The organism is Streptomyces sp. NBC_00038 (genome assembly GCF_026343635.1).
Classification (GTDB): Bacteria; Actinomycetota; Actinomycetes; order Streptomycetales; family Streptomycetaceae; genus Streptomyces.
Window position 1 is genome coordinate 145,781 of sequence record NZ_JAPELQ010000002.1, and the last position, 17,563, is coordinate 163,343.

Below are 17,563 nucleotides of genomic sequence, written 5' to 3' on the forward strand. Positions count from 1 at the left end.
GGCTACGCATTCGCCCCCGCCTGTTTGCAGCCGTATCAGGCGGTCGACTGGGCCGCCCTGCAGGTGGGACTGCTCGCCAACGCCGCGCGTACATCGACCACCGGATCGGTGATTCCGACCTGCGCCCGGCCGTCATGGCCGAGGATCTGCGCGTCCCCTTGCGAACGCTGCAGGATGTCTTCGCAGAGCGCGGTGAGACGATCTGGGGTTACATCAAGTCTCTGCTGCTGGCGCGGTGTTACGCCGAGCTGGAGCGGAGCCGCGGTCGTACGGTCGCCGAGATCGCGTTCGCCTTCGGGTTCACCAGCGCCAGCGACTTCAAGCGACTTCAGTCGTGCGTTCCGCGAACGGTACGGGGTCACACAGAGCGAGGTACGCGCCGTGACCGCTACCGTCCGGGCCCCGTCTGCGGGCGTAGCCCTCCTACTTGGTGCCCGCGGCAGCGGTATGTACGTGAACCGAGGCCCGCTGTCACACGGGCCGCCGTCCCGTCCGCGGAGCGCACTGCTCGAGCGTCACAGCGTGGACACGTCGGTTCGCCGCCGGTCCGGCTTGAAGGGCAGCTCGGTCACCGTGGCCCTGATCTCCCGCTGCGCGGTCCCCGGCCTGCCCCACAGCACCACCAGGTCGGTCCCCGGCGCCGCGTAGGCCTGATCGAGCACGCAGAGGGAGATGGTCGACCGAAGGTTCACACTCACCGTGCGGCCCGTGGAGACGCCCACGCGCTGTCCGCCGACGAGGATCTGGTCGAAGACGGGGCCACGGCCGCGCGGGAGTTCCATCGGGTCGGGCACGTCACCCGGGCCGAAGGGCGCGGTGAGGATGGCGGCGATGTCCTCGGCGTTCCAGCGCAGGCCGGTGAGCGTCCGCTGCGGCTCGCCCTTGGCGGCGTCGGAGGCCAGCGCGTCGCGGCCCAGGAAGTCCCTGTCGGGGACGCCCTTGCGGAAGCCCCAGCCGAGCTCGGCCGGCTTGCGGAAGTAGTCCGTGATGCCGTTCTCCGGTACGAAGCTGCCGCCGGGCGTTCCCCTCCTGAACTGCGTCGGCGCGCCGGGCGTGAGGATGGACGCGGGCAGGTAGTCGAGACCGTTCGTGGCGATACCCGCCTCGATGTGCTGGACCGGCTGGGACCTGAGGCCCAACTGGCGGATCCCGAACTGCCCGCCGGTCTCGACGGTGGCCGACCAGATCTCGTTGGCGTGTCCGGCGGGGCCGTGCAGTTCGTAGCCGAGTTCTCCCGAGATGCCCGTACGCAGGACCCGCACGGGGATGCCGTCGATCCGGGACATGCGGCTGCGGCTGAAGGCGATGTCGCGCAGGCTCTCGCCCGTCAGCTTCTCCAGCGTGTCCAAGGCCGCCGGGCCCTGGATGCCGAAGATGAAGCGGTCGGGGCTGACGTCCTGCACCTCCGCGTCCCAACTCCCCTGACCCAGCTGCCACATCAGCCAGTCCCCGCTGCCCGCCGTGTACAGGAACTCCTCCTCGTCGAGGCGGCACACGATGCCCTCGGAGGCCACCCAGCCGTTCTCGTCGAGCTGGACGTGGTGCTTGATCTGCCCGTGCTCGAAGCGTGACAGGTCCCTCATGCCCAGCCAGGCGAGGAAGTCCAGCGCCTCCCGTCCTCTGACGACGACCTTGTGCAGGCTGGACCAGTCGCCGAGGTAGCAGGAGGTGACGTGCGCGGCGCACTCCTCGATCCAGTTCGTGTATTCGAGAGGCAGCAGGGTCTGGGCGAAGTGGCCGAATCCGCCCATGGCGTTGCTCTCGTCCTGGGCCGCCGCGGCCGGGCTGAAGAGCGCCGGCCGCTGGGCGATGAAGGGGGCGTCCTTCGACCGCTGGACCGCTTCGTACGTGCTTCGTTGCACCTCGGCCATGTCCACGGGTGATCCTCCTGCTCATGGGCTCTTTCGACTTCCGCCCTGGCCAGGCATGGGGACACGGGTGAGGGCGAAAGGATCAAAACCGTCTGCGTCATGCGGTTGCTTCTTCGTTCGTCCGGTCACGAAGCGGCAACTAGATCGGTTAAGCGGGACCGTAGCAGAGGATTTCGGCGGCGGCGACAGCCGCGACAGAGATCATTTCCACGGGGTGGCGGAGCGTACGAGGCGGCCGTGGGCGATCAGTGAAGCGGCTTGTTTCAGGCGGCGGACCCTGATGCTGACCTCGTAGGCGTCGATGCCGGGGATGGCGGCCACGCGCGTCGTGAGGTAGCCGTAGAAGTCCTCCGGCGTACGGCAGACCACGATGGCCATCACGTTGTGCGGGCCGCTGGTGGCGCCGGCGAAGGCGACCTCCCGGTGGCCCGCCAGTTCCTCGCCGACGCGCTCCAGGAAGGCCGGGGCGACCCGCAGCCACAAGGTGGCGTTGAGGTGGAAACCAAGCCGTTCCGGCAGCAGATCCACGGCATAGGTGAGCGTGCCGGCCTCTTCGAGTACCGCCAGGCGGCGCGCTACGCGGGCCTTGGACCAGCCGGTGATCTCCGCGAGCCCAGTGTGTGTCGCGCGGCCGTCCTCGGCGAGGGCGTCCAGCATCGGGCGGTCCTCGTCCGTGGGCTGCAGCAGACGGCTCGCGCGCTCCGAAGGCTGCTCGCCCAGCAGTTCTTCGACCTGCGCGGGGGTGAGCGCGTCGCCGTATCCGGTCCAGTCCGCGTTGCCGGGACCTCCGAAGGGGTGGAGCAGGAGATCGATCCTGACGTCGAGCACGGAGGTCGACTTGGGCAGCTGGCGCAGTAGAACGTCGTCACGCTGCAGGTCCACGGGCGAGCTGATGATGCAGATGATCTCCGACCCCCCGGACGCCAGGGCGGCAAAGGCGATGTCCGGCCGACGGGCGAGGGAGTCGGCCAGCGGGCCCACGCGATCCGGTCGGCAGCGAATGCGGGCCACCCACTGGGCCCGCCCGTACACGGCGGGATCGACGAGACCGGCCACCCGCACCACACCTCTGCGGTACAGGGCCTGATACCGGCGGGCCGCTGTCTGTTCCGATACGTCGGCCAGCTCACCAAGACGCCGGAAGGAGATCCGGGGCGCGCACCGAAGGGAGTGGAGGATTTTCCTGTCAATGGAATCCAGCATGCGGGAATCGTCACACAGTCTGGGATTCCGCTGCGGGTTTATCGCCATTGGATGCCTTCGATGCATGTACGTGGCCCGCCCGGAACCACACTGATGCGGGTGCGGCAGGGCTCCGTGCCCGCCGCCTTCTGCCGATGACGAACGATGACGAACGGCGCACTCAGCGCCACGAGGGAGATCTTCCGTTGAACCCCACCCCTGAGGTGAAGGGTCCGTCCCGCCATCGGGTCATCACGCTCGTGATGGCCTGCATGGGTGTGTTCATCGCCTATCTGCCGGTCACGATGGTGTCCGTCAGCCTTCCCGCCATCCAGCAGGCGCTGGACGCCTCGACCGCCGAGCTCTCGTGGGTCCAGGACGCCTTCGTCCTGCCCATGGCCGCGCTGATCCTGACCGCGGGTGTCTTCGGGGACGCGCACGGCCGCAGGAAGGTGTTCCTGGCGGGGCTGGCGCTGTGTGCCGTCGGAGCCGGTGTCTCCCTGACCGCCATGTCCGTAGAGGTCCTGTGGGCGGGGCAGGCCCTCGCCGGCCTGGGGTCGGCCGCACTGCTGCCCACCACTCTCGCCCTGATCAGCCAGACCGCCTCGGACTACCGAGAGCGGGCCCGGTTCATCGGGTTCTGGGCGATGTCGCTGTTGGCCGCGCTGTCCGCGGGTCCCCTCATCGCCGGCGGGATTCTCCAGCACGCGAGCTGGCGGTGGATCTACCTGGTGCCCGTCCCCGTTGCGCTTGTCTCCCTGGTGGTCGCCGTATGGCTGCTGCCCGCGACTCCTTCCGTGCAGGGACGCCGACTCGACTGGCCCGGCCAGATCACGGCAGCGGTGGCGATCACCGCTCTGGTGTACGGCGTGATCGAAGGAGGTGCCGGCTCGTTCTCGGACACCCCGGTGGTCGCCGCGCTGATGGTGGGCGTGGCGAGCCTGATCGCCTTCGTCCTGGTCGAACGTCGTAGCGCCGACGCGATGCTGGATGTGACGCTGTTCCGCAGTCCCGGGTTCACCGCCACCGCGCTGATCGCCATGATCAGCTTTCTCGCACTGATCGGCTTCTTCTTCGTCTTCAGTCTTTACCAGGGGTCGGTGCAGCAGCTCACCACGCTCCAGGCCGCCTGCCGGCTCTTCGTCATACCCCTGGCCGCGATGGTTGTCAGCGGTTTCGCGGGGCGTCTGATGCACCGGGTGTCTCCGCGGGTGATGATCGCCGGTGGTCTCCTCGTGGTCACCGCCTCGCTGCTGCTGATGACGAGTCTCGACGCCGACACCCCCTTCGCCGACGTCACTTGGCGACTGGTCGTCCTGGGACTGGGCATGGGCTGCGTGATCACGCCGATGACAGCCGTGGCCGTCGCCTCCGTGCCGCCTCGGCAGGCCGGTATGGCAGCGGCCGGCAACAACGCCTTTCGGCAGGTCGGCAGCGCCCTGGGACCGGCCGTGCTGGGCGTCCTGCTGACCGCACGGGCCCTCGACGCGCTTCCCGGCCACCTCGCCACCGCCGGGCTGACGCAGGCCCAGCGCGCGGGCATCACCGAGACAGCCCGGGCTGACGGCCTGAGCGCGGTCGCGGAGATGAACCTCGGTGCCGCTTCCGGGCGCGTCTACGGTGCCCTGAGCGCCTCCATGATCGACGGCATGCGCCTGTGCCTGCTGGTGGCGGCGGCACTGACCCTCCTGGCCGCGGTGTGCGCGCTCCTGCTGCTGCCCCGGCCACGGCGGAACCCGGTCGGCGGCGGAAGCGGAACCGGGCCGGGCGAGGTGGCAGGCTCCCCGACCACCACTCCCGAGGTCGTCGGAGCACGCCAGGGCGCAGCCCTCACGGAACAGGCGTAGCGGACACCGCTCGATGACGAGCCCGCACGACGGTTACGCCGACGCGCGGGCCACGATCCGGCCGGGCACGGGGGCCAGTCCCTCAGTGTCGATGCCGAGGGCGCTTCGGGCGGCGATCCGTCCGAGGATCTCGGCGTCGATGTGCACGGTGGTGAGCGCCGGCGTGGACAGCGAGCCGTACTCGATTTCGTCGAAGCCCATCACCGCCACGTCCTCGGGCACGTGCACCCCGAGGTCGCGCAGGGCTGTCAGGCTGCGAAGCGCGATGTCGTCGTCGAAGGCGGCCAGGGCGGTCACGTCCGGGTGCGCCGCCAGAAACGTCTCGACGGCGGCAGCGCCGACCTCCCGTGGCCGCGGCACGACGAGGAGTTCCAGGGGCGGGAGCCCGAGCCGCCGGGCGGCCTCCCGGGCGAATCCGAGGCGGGCCTCGGTGAGAGGGAAGTCGTGGTCCGGCATGGCCATCGCGATGCGGGTGTGCCCGCGTTCGGCGAGGTAGCCGATCTGCAGGGCGGCGTTGGCGGCGAACCCGTTCTCCCAGTCCTCCTCGCTCGGCGCGTGTCCCTGCATGTAGACCTCGCCGAGCCGGAACACCGCCCGCGGCACGATCGCGTCGAGGATCTTCTGCGTGGCCTCCGGCGCCGAGTGCCCGTGCCGGACGAGAAGAACGTGGTCGTGCTCGGCGAGTTCCTCGTCCAGGCCCCGGACGTAGCTGCGGGAGAAGTTGCCCTCCATGCCCCAGTCCACGTTGAGCACGACGATGCGCGAAGACCCCTCGCGCAGGGCGCGGGCGATGCCGTGCGGGACGTAGCCCAGGTCGCCCGCAGCCGCCAGAACCCGCTCCCGGGTCGCCGCGGAGATCGTCTGCCGAGGGTCGTCGTTCAGCACGAAGCTCACCGTCGCCCGCGACACGCCGGACACCTTGGCCACGTCGCTCAACGTCACCCGGCCAGAACGGCCCATACCGGCACACTCCTTCTCCGACGGACTGGGCGCCCCCGCTCGCGAACGGTGCCAAGAAAATGGCGTCCGACCTCTAGAACGATTAAGCGCAGAGGGCTAGCCTACGCGACTAGATCGTTCCAGTTCCTGCCTCTACCCACTCCATATCTGTCACTAGATCGATTCAGCTTGCCGGGACGCAGGCTCGTCGACGTGAAGCATGCGAGAGGAGCGATGCCCCATGGCGGCACCGAGTCTTCAGGACGGTATCGACCGGGCGGGATCCGCCGTCGAACTGCTGTGGAAGCCCGATGCCGAGCCGTGGCTGCCGGAGGGCCTCGATGACGAGTACGCGGGGTGGCGCCGGGAGCAGGCCGCCTGGCGTTCGGGCGTGGCCTTTCTGGATCTCTCCCATCACATGTCCGACACCTTCATCGAAGGGCCCGACGCCGTCCGCCTGCTGGAGTCGGTGAGCGCCAACGACTACGCGCGCTTCGAGATCGGCCAGGCCAAGCAGTTCGTGCCGGTGGCAGGCGACGGCAACATCGTCACGGACGGCATCCTCATGCGCACGGCCGAGGCCGGCTTCGTCCTCAGTGGCATTCCCGCCGCGCAGAACTGGGTCAAGTACCACGCGGAGAAGGGCGGTTACGACGTCGCGTTCGTCACCGACCCCGAAGCCCGCTGGCGTCAGGGCCGCGACGCCCGGCTCTTCCGCTACCAGGTCCAGGGCCCACTGGCCGCGGAGCTCGTCGAGAACGCCTTCGGCGGCCCCCTGCCCGAGGTCAAGTTCTTCCACTCGGCGCCGGTGGCCCTCCGCCACGCACGTTTCCGGGCGCTGCGGCACGGCATGGCGGGTCAGGCGGGGTACGAGTTCATCGGCGACTGGCAGGACGCCGCCCTGGTGCGGGACTCCCTCATGGCTGCCGGTGAGCCGCTCGGCCTGGTCCGTGTGGGCGCGCTGGCCTACCCCACCGCCAGCATGGGCAGCGGCTGGATCCCCACCCCGACACCCGCGATCTACACCGACCCGGAGCTCGCCGACTACCGCGCCTACGTCGGTCTGTTCACGTACGAGGGCCAGAACCCCCTGCACGGCAGCTTCTATTCGGAGCGGATCGAGGACTACTACACCTCGCCCTACGAGCTGGGCTACGGCAGGTCCATCTCCTTCCGCCACGACTTCATCGGCCGGGACGCCCTGCTCAAGGCGAAGGAGGAGATCACGCGGACCCGGGTGACCCTGGTCTTCGACGCCGAGGACGTGCGCAGGGTCATCGGGGGCGGCGAGGACCCCGGCTATGTGCACAGCTATGCCCGCAACCGCGTGGAGACCGCCTCCGGTGAGCCGGCCGGCGTCACCTTCCAGACCGATCCGGTCGACCACGTGGGCACGCTCCTCTCACTCGCCCTGGTGGACAGCGAGTTCGCGGCGCCAGGGACCGAGGTGTCCGTGGTCTGGGGCCGGCACCCCGGACCGGGCACCCCGGCCGACGCCGACCTCGGCTTCCCCCGCGTCCGCGCGACCGTCCATCCGGCGCCGTACGACGATCACGCCCGTCGGCGCTACCGCCGCAACGCCTGAGCCACAAGCCACTCCCCCAGTGCGCGGCCCGCTCGCTGCCTCCCCCCAGTGCGCGGGCCGCGCCCCTGCGGGCATCGCCATCCGTCAGGCGTCGCAGCGGTCTGCGGAAACGTCCGCTGACGCGATGGCCAGCAGCCGACGCGCCTTCAGCTCGGTTTCCTGCCACTCACGCTCCGGCTCCGAGCCCCAGGTGATGCCCGCTCCCGTACCGAACTTCAGCAGCCCCTCGGCTCGGTCGATCCAGAACGTGCGGATGCCGACCGCCAGTTCACCGCAGCCGCGGTCGGCGTCGACCCAGCCGATTCCCCCGCAGTACGGCCCGCGAGGTGAGGTCTCCAGGGCCCCGATGATCCGCAGGGCGCTCTCCTTGGGTGCCCCGGTGACCGATCCCGGCGGGAACGTCGCCGCCAGCAGCTCGGGCCACCCCACGCCGTCGCGCAGTCGCCCCGACACCGTGGACACGAGGTGGACGAGTCCCGGGTGCTTCTCCACCGCGCACAGGTCGGGCACGTTCACGGAACCCGGGACGCAGACACGGCCGAGGTCGTTGCGGACCAGGTCGACGATCATCACGTTCTCCGCGTGGTCCTTCTCCAGCAGGTCCGCCTCGGTGCGGCCGGTTCCCTTGATGGGGCCCGAGGTGACCTTTCCGCCGTCGCGGCGGAGGAAGAGTTCCGGGGAGGCGGTGGCCACCTCCACGCCGTGGCGCGGGGTACGGATGACTCCGGCGTACGGCGCCGGATTGTGCCGTGCCAGCAGTCCGGCCAGTGCCTCGACGTCGGCGCCCTCGTCGATGGGAGCGGACAGGACCCGGCAGAGGTTGGCCTGGTAGACCTCACCTGCGGCGATGTGCTCGCGGATGCGGCGCACTCCGCTCGTGTACGCGATGCGGTCGAGCGAGGTGGTCCATGCGTCGGCTCGGGGTCCGCGCCACGGGGCCGTGGGGACGTGGCGGTCTTCGGTCCGCCGTACGTCGCGGAAGCGGGCGCAGGTCAGGCGGCCCTCGAAGTCGGCCGCCACGGCCCAGAAGCCCTCGGACTCCAGGGCCGAGGGATCGCTGGTGACGTCGGCGAGACCGGTGGCGACGTGTCCGCCGAGCAGGGCCATGGGAGGGAGTTGGTCCATGCCGCGCCTCCTGTGTGGTGCGGTATCGGCAGAACAGAGGTGCTCCTGGAAGGAAGCGGCTACGCCGCAACTGCCTCGCGTTCGGCGTCCCATTGGGCGGCGCGCAGGGTGTTGACCATGAGCATGGCGATGGTCATGGGGCCCACGCCGCCGGGGACGGGGGTGATGCGGTCGGCGATGCCGTCGAGTTCGGCGGAGCGGACGTCGCCGGTCAGTCCCGAGGGTGTTCGGTGGATACCGACGTCGATGACGACCGCTCCGGGACTGACGTGTTCGGGGCCGATGAGCCCGCGCACGCCGGTGGCGACCACGACGATGTCGGCGGGTCGGGTGACCGCCGCGAGGTCGGTGGTGAACTCGTGGGCCACGGACACGGTTGCCCCGCGCCGCAGCAGCAGCTGAGTCAGGGGTTTCCCGACGAGTTCGCCCCAGCCCACGACGGCGACGCGGGCGCCCTGGAGGGGAACACGCTCGGCGTCGAGCAGTTCGATGACTCCGCTGGGCGTGCAGGGGCGCAGCCCCGGCTCGCCGCGGGCGAGGAGGCCGAGGCTGGCGGTGGTGAGGCCGTCGACGTCCTTGGTGACGGGGATACGGTCGATCAGCGCGGCCGCGTCCAGGTGCCGGGGCAGCGGGAGTTGGAGCAGGATGCCGGAGACCCCCGGCTCGGCAGCCAATTCGTCGATGACGGCGGCCACGTCGTCATGGGTCGCGTGCTCGGGCAGATGGCGATGGAAGTCGTGCATTCCGGCTTCCTTGATGGCGCGCCGTTTCGCCGCGACGTACACGGCGCTGGCCGGGTCGTCGCCGACGAGGATGGTCGCGAGGCCGGGGATTCTCCCCGAACCCGTGGCCAAGGCCACGGCGACCTCCTCGGCGACCTGTGCGCGGATCCGCTGGGCGATCCTGGTGCCGTCGATCGTGGTTGTCATGGTGGCGAACCGCTTTCTTGTCGTGAGGAACGATTCGCCCGGGTGAGAGGTGTGCTGCGTGCGGTCGGCGTGACCGCGGCTGTACGGCGCCATGACGGGACCGGCCGCTGGTCGTCGCAACCAGGCGGCACGGTCACAGGGGTGGCGCACGACAAGACCTGTCCCTGCACCGGGCGGTTTGCGTGCCGGAGAGCAGTCCTCCGTCAGGCGAAGACGATGGTGTGGTTGCCGTCGCGGATGACCCGGTCCTCGGCGTGCCACAGCACGGCGCGGGAGAGCACGGCGCGTTCCACGTCGGCGCCGCGGCGGGTGAGGTCGGTCGAGGAGTGGGCGTGGGTGACGCGGACGACGTCCTGTTCGATGATCGGGCCCTCGTCCAGGTCCTCCGTGACGTAGTGGGCGGTGGCTCCCACCAGCTTCACGCCCCGCTCCTTGGCCTTCGCATAGGGACCGGCGCCGATGAAGGCCGGCAGGAAGGAGTGGTGGATGTTGATGACCGGTACGCCGACGTTCTCGATGAAGTCGCCGGAGAGGATCTGCATGTAGCGGGCGAGGACGACGAAGTCGACGTTGCCCTTCAGCAGCCGCAGGTGTTCGGCCTCGGCGGCGGACTTGTCGGCGCCCTGACAGGGGACATGGAAGAAGGGGATGCCGAAGCTGCGTACTTCCTCGGCCACGTCGGGGTGATTGGAGATCACCATGGAGACGGTGACGGGGAGTTGGCCCTGCCGGTGGCGCCACAGCAGGTCGAGCAGACAGTGGTCGGACTTCGAGGCAAAGATCGCGACCCGCTTGGGCACCGACATGTCCCGCAGCGTGTAGTTGAGGCCGAACACGTCCACCAGGCGCTTGTCGAGGTCGGCCCGCAGCGCCGGCAGCGCTGCCCGGAGAGCGTCGAGGCCGAAGACGGTCCGCTGGAAGAAGGCGCCACCCTGCGGGTTGTCCGAGTACTGGTCAAGGGAGACGATGTTCGCGCCGTGATCGCTGAGGACCGACGTCACAGCCGCGACGATGCCCGTGGCGTCGGCACCCTGCACGATCAGCGACGCCTGCTGGGCAGGGGGCTTGCCCGTGGCGGTGCGGGCCGGGGCGTCTTGGGTGAGGGTCATGCGAGGCTTTCCTTCCGGAAACGGGCGGCCCAGTCGGAGGTGGCCTTGAGCCCGCCGAACGTATAGAAGTGGATCTTCAACTCGCCGTGGCGGGCGGGGTCGTAGGCCGCGGCGAGGTCGCGCAGGAAACGGTCGGGACCCGCGGTGCCCATCAGGTTCGTGATCGAGAACCCGTATTTCCTGACGACGGACGCGCTGGTCCCGACGCCGAAGCGAGCCGCGTACGACATGAGGCGGCGCACTCCGGCCGGGCCGGGCACCCCGATCCTGATCGGGAGGCCGATGCCCCGGCCGCGGACACCTTCCACCCAGGTGAGCACCGGGTCGACGTCGAACCCGAACTGCGTGATGACACCGCCCTCCAGGGGCTGGGCTGTGAGCGCCAGGTGCTTGTCCCGCAGTGCGGACCAGAGTGTGTCGCCATCGATCTCCGGGTGGCCTTCGGGGTATCCGGTGATGCCGACGTGCTGAACGCCGTACTCCTGCAGGAGCCCCGTGTCGATCAGGGACAGGGCGTCGTCGTAGGGGCCCTCGGGGTGTGCCGGATCTCCCCCGATGAGGAACACGTTGTCGGACGTGCCGTCCGCGTGCAGACCGGCCAGGAACCGCTCGAAGTCGTCGCGCGAGCCGAGGCGGCGGGCGGATATGTGCGGCACGGGCACGAAGCCGAGCCGTTTGACCGCGCGGGCCGCCGCCAGGCGCATCTCCAGGTCCTCGTTGCCGAGGAAGGTGACGTTGATACGGGTGCCCTGGGGAATGGTGTCGCGGGCTTCTTCCAGCTTGGGGATGTCCTTGCCGGTCATCTCCAGGGAGAAGTCCTCAAGGAGCGATGTGCCGACCGCTGTTCGTGCCGTGCTCGCGGGATTCATCGTCTTTCCTCTCTCTTTCTCGTCTGCGAGGGCTGCGTCCTTCAGGCCCCCGAAACACCGCCGGGCCCGGAGGAGGACGGGCCGGCGACGCGGGGTCGCGTCGCACGGCACGTGGGGCCAAGCGGTTTCGTGCGGGTGGTGGCGTCAGCGGTCGCGGCGGTAGAAGGTGCGCGCGTGCTCGTTGAACGGGGAGGGCTGGACGGTGGCACGGATACGGGGGAAGCCGAGGTCGGCCTCGGGGTCCGTACCGGAACCGGGGTGCTCGCCCCAGACCACCGTCACCTCGGTGCCCGCGACGGCGTGCTCGGAGTCGATCAGGGTCTGCGCCAGCACGGTCCCCACCGGGTCGATCGACGCGCTCTGCATCGTGACGCCGACCAGACCGGCGGCGGTCTCGACCCGGTGGCGGGCGTAGCTGAGCACGAAGCCGGGGTCCTGGCCCTCGCCGATGACCGTGCGTACGTCGTCGGGGTCGAGGACGAGGGTGACCTTGGTGCGGCGTATCTCGCCCTTGGCCTTCTCCAGGGCGTCGCGGCCCACGAAGTCGTGGTTGAAGGAGATCATCTTCCCGTAGCCGAGTTCGTACGGGGAGACGTAGTAGTCCTCGATGTTCTCGGAGAAGTAGCTGCCGTTCAGCGGGCGCTTGCCCTCGATGCCGAACAGGGCCAAGTGCCGCCGGTAGTCGAGCAGTTCGGGGTCGGTGTAGATGCCGGGCACCGGCGAGGGGATCCAGCCGCTCTCCACGCTGGGCGTGGCGTAGGCGAGGGCGCCGACCTGGATCAGGCCGAGCGGCTCGCCGACCTTGAGGAACGTTTCGTGGACGTACGCGGCGTGCTCCCAGGGGCCGATGAACTCGAAGCCGGCCTGGCCGGCCATGCCGTGGCGCAGGGCACGGAGGGGGCGACCGTCGAGGGTGACCGCGGTGGAGTGGAAGAACTTGGTCTCCGGCAGGGGCCCGCCGAAGGCACGCTCGACGAGCTCCGCGGCCAGGGGGCCCTGGATCTGGTAGCGGAACAGCTTCGGGTCACCGCCGCCGGGCCGGAAGGCGGAGGAGGGGTCGGTGACGAAGCCGACGTCGTAGCCGCCCTTCTCCGCGTGGTACTGCACCCAGTGCTGTGCGGCCGGGATCCCGCTGAGCAGGTACTTGTTCTCGCCCTCGCGGGCGAGGATCCCGTCGGTGACGATGTGGCCGTGGCGGGTGACCGGCACGTACTGCTTGGCCTGCCCGATCGCGAACTTCTCGAAGTTGTTGACACCGTGGTCGGCCAACACCCGCGTCGCGTCCGGCCCTTCGATCCACATGTCGAACATGTGGTGCGAGAGGTTGAGCAGAGCCACGCCCTCGTGCCACGCGGCCTGCTCCTGACGCCAGCCGCTGTATTCCGGCTCGACGACCTCCGGGGTCCACGGCTTGGCGCCGGGCTGCCACAGCAGCTGCATCGGCGAGCCGGCCTTGTCGATGCCGTCCTGGAGGGAAGGGGTTGCCATGTCGGCTCCTTTTCGTAGCTGTCTGTCCCGTGAAAGCTAGATCGATCTAGTTGATGCCAGTGGTGCGCCAACATCCCTGAGATGTCGGCGAATCGGCGAACTAAAACGATCTAGCGAAAGCTAGCAGGGTGACCCCGCTGGGGCGAAGCTCAGGTTTCGCAATCATTACGTGCGATCGACGCTCTCGACGTAGGCGGCCGCCATGCGTACCGCGTCGAGGCTCGTGCGGACGTCGTGCACACGAACGCAGAAGGCGCCGCCGACGGCGGCGAGCGCGGAGACGGCGGCCGTCGCCGCGTCACGTTCCGCGGGAGGTACCTCACCGGCACCCCGCTCCACGAGGGCCGCCCCGATGAACCGCTTCCTCGACGCGCCGATCAGCAAGGGGTAACCCAGCGTCCGCAGCCTCTCCAGCCCGGCCAGGAGAGCCCAGTCATGCTCGGGACGTTTGGCGAAGCCGAGCCCCGGGTCGAGGACGATGCGGGCCGGATCGACCCCCGCCTCCGCCAACCGCCAAAGGCAAGCACCGAGTTCGGTCATGACCTCGGCCACGACGTCGCCGTAGTCGGCACGGCGGTCCATCTCGCGGCTGGGGGCGCGCCAGTGCATGGCGACGTACGGAACGCCGGCTGCGGCGACGGCCCGCGCCATACCCCGGTCGGCCAAGCCGCCACTGACATCGTTGATGAGGCCCGCCCCCGCCTCGACCGCGGCGCGGGCCACGGGCGCGTGCATGGTGTCGATGCTCACGCACACCCCGGCACGGGCGAGTTCACGCACCACCGGCACGGTCCGCGCCAGTTCCTCGTCGAGGCACACCGGGCGCGCTCCCGGCCGGGTGGACTCGCCGCCCACGTCGACGATGTCCGCGCCCTGGGCGGCGAGCTCCAGCCCGCGGTCGATCGCGTGTCGCGTGTCCGCGTACACGCCACCGTCGGAGAAGGAGTCAGGCGTGACATTCAGGATGCCCATCACCAGGCAACGGCCCCTCCGGGGCAGCCCTTCCGGTGGTGCGGGCGATCTCGGCCGCCCGAGGGCGGGGCTTTCCATGGTTGGCATCAGCGACAACCTCCTAGATCCCGCGTCCCGCCGCGGAAAAGGAATGCTAAATCGATCTGTCCGGGATGTTACATGGCGGAGCTTAATCGTTCTAGCCCTCGGATGACACAGCCTTCGGAAGCAGCCGTACGGTGTCCGCGAACCGAGTGGGCGGATGCGTGCAGCGGGCCTCGTCCGGCGGCGCACTGCGGGGGAAGCTGCCGTCGGGACTGTGCAGGTAGACGTGTTCCTGGTGCGCGACCACGCCGACCACCGGCTCTCCCAGGAGGCGGGCGACGACGTAGGCGGCCGCCATGCCGGTGACGTCCCTGACGGTCCCCATGGGCAGCAGGGAGCGGGTCTCGGCGATGGCCTCGTGTTCACCTGCCCTGATGAGCACGCGGGTGTGTGCGGCGACCCCGTGCGCGGCGATGGCGACGGCGATGTTGTCGAGGTCGTCGGACCCTACAGCGGCGAGGGCGCGGGCGTGCCGCAGACGCAGTCGCTCCAGCATGTGGCGGTCGCCGCCGTTGCCGGTCATGACGGGCACCCCCAGGCTGCGCGCCAGTCGCGCCGTGGAGGTTTGCGGGTCACGTTCGACGCCGACGACGGGAACGCCCAGGCGCCGCAGTTCGACGCAGAGCCGCATGCCCACCTGCCCCATGCCGACCACGATGACGTGGCCGGAGCGCGGCAACGTCCGCGGTCCGACCAGGCCGATCAGTCTGGGGCCGAGCATCCGCTCCACCACCCCGGCGGTGAACAGCGCGGTGAAGGCGACGGTGCCCAGCATCGCGAGGGCCGACAGCACCTGGTATCCGTGGGCGTCGGCGGGAGCCACCGCCGGGCCGACGCCCGCGACCACCCGCGCCGCGTCGAAGAACGCCTCCGCCGGAGGGTGACCGTGCCCGACCAGCCAAGCCCAGTCACCGGCCAGGACGGCGAGCACGGCGAGCATGCCCACGATGAGCAGGCGGGTGCCCGCGTCGTGCGGCCGCAGTTGGCGCAGGGCCCAGCCCGCCCGGTGCCGCCACCGCGGCCGCGGCTTTCCGTGCCAGTCCTCGGTGCACAAGGTGTCCCGGTTCTCGCGGACGGCTCGGATCCGTTCCCCCTGCCACTGCACCGCAACAACGTCGGGGTCCAGGCACGGGCCGGCCAGCGAGGGCGCCACCAAGTCCGCGGGCGAGGTGACTTCGCACTGCGGCAGCAGGCGGCTCAGTTCGTCGGCGACGGTGCGGTCGAAGACGGTGACGACCAACGGTGTCGTGGGCGAGAGGTGGGCGACGGCGAGGGCGTAGCGCAGCGCGGCCACGTCGTCGTGCAGGAGGACGGCCACGCCGTTCGGCCGCCTGCCCATCGCGGTGCGGAGGTCCTCGTCACGGGGCCGCGCGAGGTGTTCGATCGTGTGCGGGCCGGTGTGCAGCGTGGCGCACACGCGGCCGGCGAGATGGGTCTCGCCGATCACGACGAAGTGATGGGTGGTTGTGAGGCGTGCCGAGTTCATGGTCACGGTCCTGGCGTCCTGCCGTGAGAGGGCATGGGAGAGAGCCTCGCCGTACTGGAGCCGGTCGCGAGTCGCGTCGGTGTGCCGGTCGCGGTGTCCGCCGGTCGCAGGCGGTAATGAGGGCACGGGCTGCTGCCGGGGCGAGGTTGTTCGGTCACTCCTGCGGTAGGGCGATGGTAAGGGCGTAGGACGCGCACCGGGCGAAAGCTAACGTTGCGGGCCGAACAGGACGTTGAGCAGGTGTCCGCCAGGAACGCTCCGACGGGTACCTGTTCCAGGCGGCCGGGATGCAGACACGACCGGCAGCATCGATCAGTGCCTGTACGAGTACGGAGGCGGAGTCACGGGCCGTGGGCACCAGGCCGATCCACTCCGTAGGGACCACGCAGACGGCGCGCCCCAGCGCGGGCACGCCGAAGCGGCGCGGCCAGGTTCGCGGCACAGCGCTCCCCCCGGGGCTCGCTCCGACAAGCCCGAGCCGGAAGGTTGCGACACTCCCCACGCAGCGGCGATGGCGTTCACCGCATAGTGGAACCAACGTGACGGCCGTGGGCCCCCGTGCAGACGAGCGCGGGGACCTCACGCCGTGACGGATGCCGTCAGCGCTTGTCGCTCGCGAAGGGCCTGCGGGAGATGGTGGCGCGGATGGTGGTCTGGGCGTGGCGCTCGACCGTCGGGTTGGCGGAGCCGCCGTCCGGTTCGCCCCAGATGAGGTCGACCTCGCGCCCGTAGCCCAGTTCGTCCGCGTCGATCATGCAGACGGAGATCCAGCCGCGGACGTTGGACGAGTAGCTGCACAGGGTCGACACCCCGATCAGCCGGCCGTCGCTCTCGACGCGGTCGAACTGCGAGGCCGAGTAGAACGCGGCCGGCGTGTCGATGTACTTGAAGCGCCGGTCACCCTGCTCGTACATGCTCGCGAAGACGCGGGCCACGTCGTCGCGGTGCCAGGACAGCCACGCCTTCTTGCGGTGCTTGCGCCCACGCATCCCCTCCAGGGCCTCGCGGCCGATGAAGTCGTGGTCGAACTTGAGGACATGGCCGTAGCCGAGGTCGTAGGGCGTGACGTAGTAGTCGTCCACCTGGTCCGGGGCGAAGCTGCCGCCGACGGAGAGGTTCGCCTCGAAGGTGCGCGCGCCGAGCCACTCACGGTACGGCCGCATGCTCTCGCCCGAGTAGACCGCGGGCACGGTGGACGCGATCCATCCCGACTCCGTGGCCACCGAGGCGTAGGCGCGGCCGCCGACCTGGCGCATCCCGTAGGGCTCGCCCGCCTCAAGGAGCGTGTCGCGGATGCCTTCGATGTCGGCGTACGGCCCGAAGAACTCCAGGCCGGGGAAGCCCGACATACGGTGGTTGAGGGCGGTGACCTCGTACTTGCCGACGTGGAAGCGGTCCATGCTGAAGAAGGGGATGTCCGGCATGGGGCCGCCGTTGACCTCCTCGAAGATGCGGGCCGCGTGGGGGCCCTGCAGCTGGAGTCGGTAGAACTCGCGGCCGTTCGGGTTCTGCGCGGTGCGCTCGTCACGGCGCAGGGTGACGTCGTAGCCGCCGGTCTCGGCATGGAACTGCACCCAGTTGAGGGCCGGCGGACGTCCGACGAGGCGGACCAGGTTGTCGGCGAGGCAGAACAGGATGCAGTCGCCGATCTGGTAGCCGTCGTGGTTGACCGCGATGAACTGCTTGGCCTGCATCGGCCCGAAGCCCGCGAAGCTGTTCGCGCCGAGCTCCGATAGGAGGCGGTAGCAGTCGGGGCCCTCCACCGTGATGTCGGTCATGTGGTGGGAGAGGTCCATCAGCGCTGCGGTCTTGCGCCAACTCTCCTGCTCGTCACGCCAGTTGGTGAACTCGGCCCGGATCGGGAAGGGATACGCCCCCGACCGGCCGCCGCGCATCAGCCCCAGCGGGCCTCCGGCAGCGCGTATCTGATCGTCAAGGTGTGCCATTGCTTCCTCCATGTCCTGTCGGCATGTCATGCCGACGCGGCTGCGGGTGCTTCAACAGCGGGTGGGAAAGGGGGGTGCGGAGGCACCCTGGCCGGCGCTCGGGCAGATGCTGCCGGGTGTCGGCGCGGCCG

The 17,563-nt window shown here is 69.8% G+C and carries 14 protein-coding genes; 2 read left to right on the forward strand and 12 right to left on the reverse strand.

Going from position 1 to position 17,563, the window contains the following annotated elements:
* Positions 1-35: 35 nt before the first annotated feature.
* The 3 genes from OG219_RS43800 to OG219_RS43810 form a co-directional block, all read right to left on the reverse strand.
* Positions 36-362: a hypothetical protein gene (locus tag OG219_RS43800; protein WP_266836670.1), complete on the reverse strand. Its 327-nt coding sequence runs from the start codon at positions 360-362 to the stop codon at positions 36-38.
* Positions 363-515: 153 nt separating this feature from the next.
* A complete protein-coding gene (locus OG219_RS43805; RefSeq protein WP_266836672.1) occupies positions 516-1,871 on the reverse strand; it encodes an aminomethyl transferase family protein in 1,356 nt (451 codons plus the stop codon).
* A 201-nt stretch (positions 1,872-2,072) separates the two neighbouring features.
* On the reverse strand, positions 2,073-3,074 hold the full coding sequence (locus OG219_RS43810; protein ID WP_266836674.1) for an Lrp/AsnC family transcriptional regulator: 1,002 nt from the start codon (positions 3,072-3,074) through the stop codon (positions 2,073-2,075).
* A 242-nt stretch (positions 3,075-3,316) separates the two neighbouring features.
* On the opposite strand from OG219_RS43810, the gene OG219_RS43815 reads away from it, so the two are divergent.
* Entirely contained in the window at positions 3,317-4,900 is a 1,584-nt protein-coding gene (locus OG219_RS43815) for an MFS transporter (RefSeq protein ID WP_266837913.1), read from the forward strand.
* Positions 4,901-4,933: 33 nt separating this feature from the next.
* On the opposite strand, the gene OG219_RS43820 is transcribed toward OG219_RS43815, so the two are convergent.
* The gene (locus OG219_RS43820; RefSeq protein ID WP_266836676.1) at positions 4,934-5,860 is read right to left on the reverse strand and encodes a LacI family DNA-binding transcriptional regulator; all 927 of its coding nucleotides are present in this window, start codon (positions 5,858-5,860) and stop codon (positions 4,934-4,936) included.
* 220 nt (positions 5,861-6,080) lie between these two features.
* Between OG219_RS43820 and OG219_RS43825 the strand changes: the two genes are divergently transcribed.
* Positions 6,081-7,424 (forward strand): aminomethyl transferase family protein, encoded by a 1,344-nt coding sequence (locus OG219_RS43825; RefSeq protein ID WP_266836678.1) that lies wholly within the window; start codon positions 6,081-6,083, stop codon positions 7,422-7,424.
* 84 nt (positions 7,425-7,508) lie between these two features.
* On the opposite strand, the gene OG219_RS43830 is transcribed toward OG219_RS43825, so the two are convergent.
* The 8 genes from OG219_RS43830 to OG219_RS43865 form a co-directional block, all read right to left on the reverse strand.
* Positions 7,509-8,549 (reverse strand): chorismate-binding protein, encoded by a 1,041-nt coding sequence (locus OG219_RS43830; protein ID WP_266836680.1) that lies wholly within the window; start codon positions 8,547-8,549, stop codon positions 7,509-7,511.
* 59 nt (positions 8,550-8,608) lie between these two features.
* The gene (locus OG219_RS43835; RefSeq protein ID WP_266836682.1) at positions 8,609-9,478 is read right to left on the reverse strand and encodes a bifunctional 5,10-methylenetetrahydrofolate dehydrogenase/5,10-methenyltetrahydrofolate cyclohydrolase; all 870 of its coding nucleotides are present in this window, start codon (positions 9,476-9,478) and stop codon (positions 8,609-8,611) included.
* A gap of 203 nt (positions 9,479-9,681) precedes the next feature.
* Positions 9,682-10,587: a formyltetrahydrofolate deformylase gene (gene purU, locus OG219_RS43840; protein ID WP_266836684.1), complete on the reverse strand. Its 906-nt coding sequence runs from the start codon at positions 10,585-10,587 to the stop codon at positions 9,682-9,684.
* A complete protein-coding gene (locus OG219_RS43845; RefSeq protein WP_266836686.1) occupies positions 10,584-11,456 on the reverse strand; it encodes a methylenetetrahydrofolate reductase in 873 nt (290 codons plus the stop codon). Before OG219_RS43845 ends, purU begins: the two co-directional genes overlap by 4 nt.
* 144 nt (positions 11,457-11,600) lie before the next feature.
* Positions 11,601-12,944, reverse strand: coding sequence for an aminomethyl transferase family protein (locus tag OG219_RS43850; protein WP_266836688.1), 1,344 nt, complete (start codon positions 12,942-12,944; stop codon positions 11,601-11,603).
* 165 nt (positions 12,945-13,109) lie between these two features.
* Positions 13,110-13,916, reverse strand: coding sequence for a dihydropteroate synthase (gene folP, locus OG219_RS43855; RefSeq protein WP_323183373.1), 807 nt, complete (start codon positions 13,914-13,916; stop codon positions 13,110-13,112).
* Positions 13,917-14,094: 178 nt separating this feature from the next.
* Positions 14,095-15,486, reverse strand: coding sequence for a TrkA family potassium uptake protein (locus OG219_RS43860; RefSeq protein ID WP_266836692.1), 1,392 nt, complete (start codon positions 15,484-15,486; stop codon positions 14,095-14,097).
* Positions 15,487-16,085: 599 nt separating this feature from the next.
* Entirely contained in the window at positions 16,086-17,432 is a 1,347-nt protein-coding gene (locus tag OG219_RS43865) for an aminomethyl transferase family protein (RefSeq protein ID WP_266836695.1), read from the reverse strand.
* Positions 17,433-17,563 lie beyond the last annotated feature (131 nt).